We start from the raw sequence: 7,936 nt of genomic DNA on the forward strand, positions 1-7,936 counted from the left end.
TCACCAACTGCATCGAGGCGGCCGACGCCCTGGGAGAGGATGGCGAGTTCCGCAATCGATTGATCGATGCTCGCGCCCGGCTGGCAGGTCCACGTATCGGCAAACACGGACAGCTCCAGGAATGGCTCGAAGACTTCGACGAGCCGGAACCGGGGCATCGGCACATCTCCCACGCCTTCGCGCTGCACCCTGGCCGGCAGATAACCCTTCGCGCGACGCCGGAGCTCGCGCAAGCGGTCCGACGGACACTCGAACGACGTCTGGAGCACGGCGGCGGCCACACCGGCTGGAGCCGCGCGTGGTTCATCTCCTTCTGGGCACGACTCGAAGAGCCCGAGCTCGCCCACGAGAACGCGGTCGCGCTGCTCCAGGACAGCACCGAAGATAACCTGTTCGACCTCCACCCGCCCTACATCTTCCAGATCGACGGCAACTTCGGGGGCTCAGCGGGGATCGCCGAGATGCTGCTTCAGAGCCACGCAGGGGAACTCCACCTGCTGCCGGCGCTTCCCAAGGCGTGGAGCGAAGGTCATGTGCGAGGGCTTCGGGCTCGCGGCGGCTACGAGGTCGATATCGAGTGGGCGGACGGGCATCTGCGATCCGCGACGGTCCGGGCGACTCGCGACGGAGCGGTCGTAGTCCGGTGCGCTGGCTCAGCGGACACCAAGACGCTCGACTGCCGCGCTGGTGGAACCTACACCGTGGAGCCCGCGTAGCCGTCCGGCTCCGAACCCGACAAGAAGGGAAGGCATGTCGCAGCTCCTGATCCTCGAGCCTCGTCCCGGTGATATCGGCTACCTGGACGAAATCCTGCGTCACGCCGGGGTGCCGTTCGACGCCGCGTCGGAACTGCCTTCGACGTTGCCGAAGCTCGTCGTAACGGTCGGCGCGCCGCCTGCACCGGCGTGCCAACGGATTGAGGCGCATGTGCGCAACGGCGGGGCTCTCCTGTGCTTCGGCAGCCCGGTCGGACTCGAACACGTGCTCGGACTCCATGCCGCTCAGGATGCCGATCCAGGATGGCTCAACATCGCCACGACGGAGCACCCCGCCGTCCGAGGCATCGACGCATCGCTGCACACGTTCGGCGGCTGCACGGCGACCGTTACGAGCGCCACTGTGATCGCTCAGCTCAACGGCAAGGCAGCGCTCACGTGGAACTGGGTCGGCGAGGGCGTCGCGGTGTTTCTCGGCGGAGACGTGCCGGGCTCCGTGCGCCGCATCCAGCAGGGGGGTCCCGTCCACCAGGACGGTACCCCGGATCCAGACGGAACCGCGCCCATCGATGACGGCATCCTCAAGGCAGAGGACGGTCTGGTCCTCGACTGGGAACGCGATCGCGACACGGTTCATGTGCCGCGCGGTCTCTTTCCCGGAGCCTGGGGACAGGGAGCCCGGGTCGATGCCAACGCGCCGCCACCGGATGAACCGCAGCCGTTCCGGCTCTTCCTGAAGCCCGTCGCCGATGGCCTGCGAACGCTGCTGATCCAGACACTTCTGGCGCTCGCCGACGCCGTGCGGGAGCCGTTTCGCATGGTCTGGTACTGGCCTCGTGGGCTGGACGCCATCGCCCACCTTTCGCACGACTCGGACGGCAACGAGCCCGTCGTCGCGGAACGGCTCCGCGTCGTCTGCCGCGAGCTCGACATCCCATCGACGTGGTGCATGCTCTATCCGGGCGGGTACGCGCCGGCGTTCTACCGGCGCCTCGTCGACGAGGGCTTCGAGGTCGCGTTCCACTTCGACGCGATGACCGGCGGGCCCGCTCGTCAGTGGAACGCAGCGCACTTCGCGCTCCAAGCCCAGTGGCTGCGCGATGTCTCCGGGGTGTCACGCCTGCGCAGCAACAAGAACCACTACACGCGGTGGGAGGGCGAACTCGACGCGTTCCACTGGTGCCTGTCCGAGGGCATCGGGCTCGACCAGTCCAAGGGCCCCAGCAAGACGGGAACCGTCGGCTTCCCGTTTGGCACGAGCCATCCGTGGTTCCCGCTGGACGACGACGGGAACCGCATCGACGTGCTCGAACTCCCACTGATGACGCAGGACCTGGTCATCACGGCTCCGGCGGCGTATGCGGAGGTGCTGACCGACTCGGCGCGGGCGAACCACGGCGTCGCGCACTTTCTCTACCACCCGGCGCACATCGCCAAGTCGGGCGTCCACGAATCGCTCGCGGCGCTGGACGCGCACGTTCGGAGCAGCGGCATGGAGTGGTGGACGGCAGAACGCATCCTCGACTGGGAACACGCTCGACGCGCCGTCGATCTGGCGGGCCCTGTCCCGTCTGCGCCGACGTGGTTGGAGGGCGTCACCGTCCTCGAGCTGCTCCCGCATGGCTCTACAGCGCCGTCAGGAGCGAAAGTCGTCGAGCGGTACGCCCACCGGTTCGTCCAGCGCGTCGTCGACGTTGGACCCGCCTAGCGGTCAGCCAGGTTGGTGAACGGAAGAGCCAACCCTCACCCTAACCCTCCCCCATTCAAGGAGGAGGGATAGGATCTCCTCCCCCCGCGAAGCGCTCCGCAATGAGCGAAGTGAAGTGTGGGGGAGGATTGAGGTGGGGGGAGGTTCCGTGAATCTACAGCGTGACAGACCACTATCGCCCCAAGTCCTCGCGCTTGAGAACGGTCGGTTTGTACTGCCACTCCGCGAAGAGCGACACCTGGTCAGCGTAGTGCGGCGACGACGGATCGTCCGACTGACCGGGCGGCAGGACGTTCCGACCCGTCGCCATTGGTTTGGTCATCTCGACGACCTGCATGTACGTCCCTCTGCGGGCCCACGGAGCTGTTCCGGCGTCTCCGAGCCGGATCTGGCGCGGCTCGCCGCCCCACTTCGATGCGTCGTCGCCCAGCTTCGAAAGCGTCTGCTGGAGTGCTCGAGCCAGGATGTCTTGAGCCGGTTCCCCGTTGAAGTAGTCCCTCGAAGGCTTGACGAAGGACACTTGCGGCTCCAGCACGCGCAGCAGAAGCGACGCCAGCGCGAGAAGCGTCTCGTCGTCGAGAGAGTCCTTCGCGAACAGCGATGGCATCTCGTCGGAGAAGGTCACGCGGATCAGCGTTCGCACGAACGTGTCGTAGAGGCGCTCCCCGGCGGCTCCGATGCCCAGCACGCCGTCGTACTCCCGCGCGACGCGACCCGCCTCTATCGCCTCCGGCAAGCCGCCCAGGTTCGGATGCCCGACCGCCTTCATCAGGTAGGCGTGGAAGTAGTCCGCCAGGAAGTCGTTGGTGCCCGTCTCCCATGCGAGATCCATGACATCCTGCACGGACATCGAGTCGTTCTCGTCCAGGCGCTTGTAGATGCGATGCCCCCAGAAGACGCGCCCGAACCAGCTCTGCCAGTCGTCGGCGGGCTTGTTGTTCCAGTTACCGAAGTAGCCCTGCTCCGGGTTCACGGACTGCGGCTGGTCGCTGAACGGCATCATCCCGACCCACTCGTCCTCACCCGTCCCGCGAAGGGGCAGCCGCCAGTCGGCTCCCTCCGGGCGGATCGGGTACCTGCCCGCCCAAGCGTAGGCGATGTTCCCGGACGTGTCCGCGTAGAAGAAGTTGTGCGAGGTCTGGACGCGTGAGCAGGCGTCAAGAAATCCCTCCGGCGTCGAGCATCGATTGAAGTCGAGGAACGCATCGGCGACGAGATACCCCTCGTCTTGCCAGTAGGAGTGCTTCGCCGCGACGGCATATCCCTCCGGGTTCCCCATACTCACGATGGGCCCATGTACCGACCGCAGAACGTCGATCCGCCGCGTCGTGAATGAGCCGTCCTTGCCCTTGACCCGGATCTCCTGCGGGATGCGCTCGAACGACTGCCACTCGCCCTGGTAGCGATATTGGTTGGCGTTGTTCGGGTTCAGCTCCTCGAGGTAGAGGTCGGAGACATTCCCGCCACCTGAGGTCGTCGTCCACGCAACCGTCTCGTTGTGGCCTATGAGCACGGTCGGAAGCCCGGCGAACGCCATCCCGATGACGTTCATCCGCCCGTCGCTCGTCAGCGACGCCGGCCCATTCAGATGAACTTCGTAGGCGATCTGCGGAGACCCGAAGCCCATCATCGGGGCTCCCAGCAGCATCGCGTTGCCCGTTTCGCTCCGCTTCGGCGACACCACCCACGCGTTGCTGCCCAGACCCGTGAACGAGCCGATCTCCCGCGCCGTTCGGAGTTCCGCCGACCAACTCTCGCGGTAGGCGTTCAGGGCATCCGCCGCGCTATGAGGTGTTTCCGTGCGCCCAGGCACCGACGCTTTCTCGTAGCGCGTCTTGTATGTCTTGGGCATTGTCGTCGGAGCGTCGTTGTCGTTGAGCGGCATCAGGTCGTCGAATACGGCGCGGCCGGCTTCCTCGCCGTGCTTGTCGATGAGCTTCCTGCGGATTTCGCTGAGCTCGGCTTCCTCGGTTCCTCCCGATCCGAAGCGCCGCGCCATCATTTCGGCGATGGCGATGGAGTCCGTGACCGTCCATCGGCGGGGAGCCAGACCGTGCTCGGCGTACTGCGGCGGAAGGCTCCCGCTCGCCGTGGCGGACTCGACGTAGGCGTTGATCCCGTCGGCGACGCCTTCCAGAGCGGCTCGCAGCTCCGGTGACAGGTGTTCGACCGTCCGTAGCCTCTCGGCTTCCGTGTGCGACTGCTGCCGCGCACGCTCGTCATGCCGGAAGCGGTCCTCACCGAACACCTCGGAGAGCTCGCCTCGAGCGTCTCGGCGATACATCTCCGCCTGCCACAGCCGATCCTGAGCGCAGACGTAGCCCTGCCCGAAGAACATGTCCCGGAACGTGTCGGCGTAGACGTGCGGAACGCCGTACGAGTCGCGATAGACCTCGATCTGCCCGTCCGGCGAGGGGATGGTCTCCCATCCCTCGATAGCGGCGGAGGAACCCGTCGCACAGATGACAAGTGCAGCCAACGCGGCTCGGACGAGAAAGCGCAACGATACCATGTGCGGGAATCCTCTCAGCCGTGGATGGGTCGGTGGTGTGTCACTGGGCGGCGCGCTCGCGTTCGAGCTGTTCGCGCTGCCAGTCCCAGTCGATGCCGCCTTCGTAGAACCGGTCGGGATGCTCCAGCGCCCATATCTGCTTGCGGATGACGTAGTTGTTGGGCTCGAGCCGCAGCGCCCGTCGGAGATGATCGACGGCTTCGTTCTTCCGCCCTTGCGCCATGAGGAGAGCCCCCAGCCCGAAGTGGACGGACGCGCTTTCGGCGCCCAGCTCGAGCGCGCGCTCGTAGGCTGCCATCGCCGCGGATGATTCGCCCGAGCGCCGTCGGCTCTCGGCAAGTTCCGCCCAAAGCCGTCCGTCATTGGGCGCGAGACGTACAAGCGCCTCGTATGCGCGCATCGCCTCAGACGGGTCGGGCCCTGGCTTCTCGGGTTCGACGCTCCCCGTCGACGCATCGGCAGCCCACTTCTCGACTTCCTCGCGGTCTCTGGCTTGCGCCACGAACCGACCCGCCTCGTCGATCAGGAACGTGTTCGGAACGACGATGAACCCGAAGAGCGCCCCCAGCCGATTCGCGGAATCGACCAGCGACGGATGTGTCGATCCTGCGGCTTCCACATAGGGTCTAGCAGCTTCGGCTCCCTGCACGTCCATGGCGACGGAGACGACTTCGACTGCGTTCCCCCACTGCTTGTGGAACTCCTGCCACCCGGGCAGTTGCTCGCGGCAGCCTCACCAGCTCGCCCACGTGAAGAGAACCATCTTGCGACCTCGCGCCGACGCGAACGAATAAGGCGTGCCGTCGAGGTTCGGCAGGATCACATCGGGCAGCAGATCGCCCGGCGCGATGCGGAGATCCGACGCGCGCGATGGGTTCAGGACGAGCGTATCGCCGCGCTGCGCGAATGCGACTCGGAAGGCATCAGGAACCGCTGCGAGGCGGATCGCCAATGCGCCGGACGGCAGACGGTGAATGTCGCCGTCGTCCTTCTCGACGAAGATGCAGAGATCGTCCGTAGGACAAACGCCGATCTGGGTCGGCGAGATGTCCTTGATCGTTGCCCCGACCGACTGCGCGAGTTCGGTCAGCGGCACGTACGCCGATCCGTCGTGGACGAGCATCGGAATGGTGTGCGCCACGCCACGGTGCACAAAGGACAGCCTCGCTCCGGAACCGGACAGCGACGTGCCCAATGCAGCGATCAGGAATCCGAGCGCCGTCACAGCCAACGCGTTCCCTCCCCATAGTGCGCGCCGTATGCGCCTTCCGCCTTCGCGGCGGTTCGCCTACAATACCCAAAGTGGTGACGGCGCGGCAACCCAGCGCGGAAGGCAGTCGGCATGCACGACGACAGAAACCAGCCGAAGCGTCCGGCGGAGATCGACCGGAGCCGCAGCGACCTGTCGGAACGCCATCCGAACCTCGTCCAGGACATTCTAGCACGCGGGAGGCGCGAGCTCGCCAAGTCGTCCAAGGCGGCTGAGTCGTTCGGACAGGGGCTGGCGGCGCTCAACGAGAAGCGCTACGCCGACGCGCTCCGGGCTTTCAACGCCGCAGGCGAAGCCGACCCGGAAGCCGGGAACGTCCGCTACTACACGGGTCTGACGCGCTTCATGCTCGGGCAGTACTCCGCCGCCGTGTCGGAGTACTCCGCCGCCATAGACCGAGGCTATGCGGAACCGGATGTCGTCCAGAGCCTCGGCGATGCCCTCTTCCTCCTCGAATGCTACTCCGAAGCCGCCGAAGCGTACTCGGCGGCGATTAGCGTGCGACCGTCGGCGGATGCCTACACGCGCATGGGCAACGCGCTGTCGATGGCTGGGGAACGCGACCGCGCTGTCGCGGCGTTCAAGGAGGCGCTCCTGCTCAAGCTCGTCTCTGTGACGGCTGGGGATGTCGAGCCGATGGACGAGCGCGGTGACGAGACACTCAACCGACCGGACGGAACACCACCGCGACGAAGATGATCGCGAACGCGACCCACCCGACCATCCGCATCGCCAGATAGCCGTGCCACGACTTCCCGACGCGCACGGTGTCACCCACCGTTGCCGCCTCGAGGAGGCGTCGGTTCCTCACCGCCGCGAACGCCGTGAAGAGAAGCAGCACCACCACTGCCGTCAACTTCGTATGAAGCCATCCCTCACGGAAGTAGTGCGGACGCATCGCCGCGAGCACGATCCCGACGATCGGCGTGATCGTCGCGATGGGCATCTCGACGCGCACGAGCAGCCTCCGCACGGACTTCAGACGCTCGACCCGGTCATCGGCGCGCTCGAAGGTCCACGTCAGGTAGTCGCACGACAGCGCCACACCGACCCACGCCGCGCCGACGAGCAGATGAACCACGTGGGACAGATTGTAGATGAGCAATGTGGGCATCGTGTAGCGTCTCCTCTCGCCACTTCAGGAGTCGGCGGCGTCGCAGTCCGAGTCCACCAGCCAGTCCAGGGCAGCGCCCGCGACCACGCCAACGCCATGGAGTTGCTCATCCGTAGCCGCCCCCACCACCCTTCGAGACGAAGAGCTCGACCTCCTCTGGCGAAATGACAGGGGTGATCTGCGAAAGAGCTTTGGAGTCGATGATCTTCTTCGCATTCAGTGCAGCGTTCAACGCCCGGCTGGATATCCACGCGCGATTCCATAGTTGCTGGTTGTCTCCTGCGAGCACCTTACAGATGGGCTCGTCATACTCAAACCCAGATGCCATATCGAGTGGGAGCGTCACACGCTGCATCCAGATCTGCATGTAACCAGTGTTAGGTATCCGCTTGAATTTAGCTTGGATTCGCTCAACAACCGACACCTTCTCGCTCTCCGGAATAAAGGTCAGGAGCTTGCTTAGGATCGCGGCACAGATGGGATAGGTTTTCGGATTGTGGTAGGCAATATCGACCACGATGGCGATCAGAGGCAGCGCACCTTCACCGAGCTGCTCAGTCCTCAGAAGCCGCTGGTTGAAACCATTCAGTGCACCGACAAGGCTGCCGGCGTTGGG

Annotated in this window: 6 protein-coding genes and 1 pseudogene; 3 read left to right on the forward strand and 4 right to left on the reverse strand. The window is 65.5% G+C overall.

Annotated features, from left to right (window positions below):
- Window positions 1-92: 92 nt before the first annotated feature.
- Both FJZ36_16920 and FJZ36_16925 read left to right on the forward strand, forming a co-directional pair.
- Window positions 93-596, forward strand: a pseudogene (locus FJZ36_16920) (glycoside hydrolase family 95 protein).
- Between the two features lie 154 nt (window positions 597-750).
- A complete protein-coding gene (locus FJZ36_16925; GenBank protein ID MBM3216582.1) occupies window positions 751-2,424 on the forward strand; it encodes a hypothetical protein in 1,674 nt (557 codons plus the stop codon).
- 172 nt (window positions 2,425-2,596) lie between these two features.
- On the opposite strand, the gene FJZ36_16930 is transcribed toward FJZ36_16925, so the two are convergent.
- The 3 genes from FJZ36_16930 to FJZ36_16940 form a co-directional block, all read right to left on the reverse strand.
- A complete protein-coding gene (locus tag FJZ36_16930) occupies window positions 2,597-4,936 on the reverse strand; it encodes a penicillin acylase family protein (protein ID MBM3216583.1) in 2,340 nt (779 codons plus the stop codon).
- Window positions 4,937-4,976: 40 nt separating this feature from the next.
- A complete protein-coding gene (locus tag FJZ36_16935) occupies window positions 4,977-5,591 on the reverse strand; it encodes a tetratricopeptide repeat protein (protein MBM3216584.1) in 615 nt (204 codons plus the stop codon).
- A gap of 78 nt (window positions 5,592-5,669) precedes the next feature.
- On the reverse strand, window positions 5,670-6,167 hold the full coding sequence (locus FJZ36_16940; protein ID MBM3216585.1) for a hypothetical protein: 498 nt from the start codon (window positions 6,165-6,167) through the stop codon (window positions 5,670-5,672).
- Window positions 6,168-6,278: 111 nt separating this feature from the next.
- On the opposite strand from FJZ36_16940, the gene FJZ36_16945 reads away from it, so the two are divergent.
- A complete protein-coding gene (locus FJZ36_16945; GenBank protein MBM3216586.1) occupies window positions 6,279-6,905 on the forward strand; it encodes a tetratricopeptide repeat protein in 627 nt (208 codons plus the stop codon).
- Here the strand turns inward: FJZ36_16945 and FJZ36_16950 are convergent.
- Window positions 6,868-7,320: a hypothetical protein gene (locus FJZ36_16950; protein ID MBM3216587.1), complete on the reverse strand. Its 453-nt coding sequence runs from the start codon at window positions 7,318-7,320 to the stop codon at window positions 6,868-6,870. The two genes, FJZ36_16945 and FJZ36_16950, sit on opposite strands and share 38 nt — an antisense overlap.
- Window positions 7,321-7,936 lie beyond the last annotated feature (616 nt).

Source organism: Candidatus Poribacteria bacterium (assembly GCA_016866785.1).
Taxonomy (GTDB): domain Bacteria; phylum Poribacteria; class WGA-4E.

Bases quoted from the DNA above. Each gene is read 5' to 3' on its own strand.
- FJZ36_16925 (MBM3216582.1), top strand. From the start codon at position 751: ATGTCGCAGCTCCTGATCCTCGAGCCTCGTCCCGGTGATATCGGCTAC.
- FJZ36_16930 (MBM3216583.1), bottom strand. From the start codon at position 4,936: ATGGTATCGTTGCGCTTTCTCGTCCGAGCCGCGTTGGCTGCACTTGTC.
- FJZ36_16935 (MBM3216584.1), bottom strand. From the start codon at position 5,591: ATGGACGTGCAGGGAGCCGAAGCTGCTAGACCCTATGTGGAAGCCGCA.
- FJZ36_16945 (MBM3216586.1), top strand. From the start codon at position 6,279: ATGCACGACGACAGAAACCAGCCGAAGCGTCCGGCGGAGATCGACCGG.
- FJZ36_16950 (MBM3216587.1), bottom strand. From the start codon at position 7,320: ATGCCCACATTGCTCATCTACAATCTGTCCCACGTGGTTCATCTGCTC.